General features: G+C 55.5%; 1 rRNA gene. It reads left to right on the forward strand.

Annotated features, from left to right (window positions below):
- Positions 1 to 614: ribosomal RNA gene (locus DWX91_RS16345) — 23S ribosomal RNA — on the forward strand; the annotation flags it as partial.

The following is a 614-nucleotide window of genomic DNA, read 5'->3' on the forward strand; positions in this document are numbered from 1 at the left end:
TGATACTGGGATTCGGTACTGCATGTACAGGATAGGTGGGAGACTTTGATGACAGGACGCCAGTCTTGTCGGAGTCGCTGTTGGGATACCACCCTTGTGGTACTGGATTTCTAACCAACCTCCGTGACCCGGAGGTGGGACAATGTCAGGTGGGGAGTTTGACTGGGGCGGTCGCTCCGAAAGGGTATCGGAGGCGCTCAAAGGTTCCCTCAGAATGGTTGGAAACCATTCAAAGAGTGCAAAGGCAGAAGGGAGCTTGACTGCGAGACCGACGGGTCGAGCAGGTACGAAAGTAGGACTTAGTGATCCGGTGGTAGAAAGTGGGATTGCCATCGCTCAACGGATAAAAGCTACCCTGGGGATAACAGGCTTATCACTCCCAAGAGTTCACATCGACGGAGTGGTTTGGCACCTCGATGTCGGCTCATCGCATCCTGGGGCTGAAGTAGGTCCCAAGGGTTGGGCTGTTCGCCCATTAAAGCGGTACGCGAGCTGGGTTCAGAACGTCGTGAGACAGTTCGGTCCCTATCCGGCGCGGGCGTAGGATATTTGAGAGGAGCTGCCCTTAGTACGAGAGGACCGGGGTGGACTGGCCTCTGGTGTATCTGTTGAGC

Origin of the sequence: Clostridium sp. AF22-10 (assembly GCF_003478725.1) — a bacterium.
Classification (GTDB): domain Bacteria; phylum Bacillota; class Clostridia; order Lachnospirales; family Lachnospiraceae; genus Otoolea; species Otoolea fessa.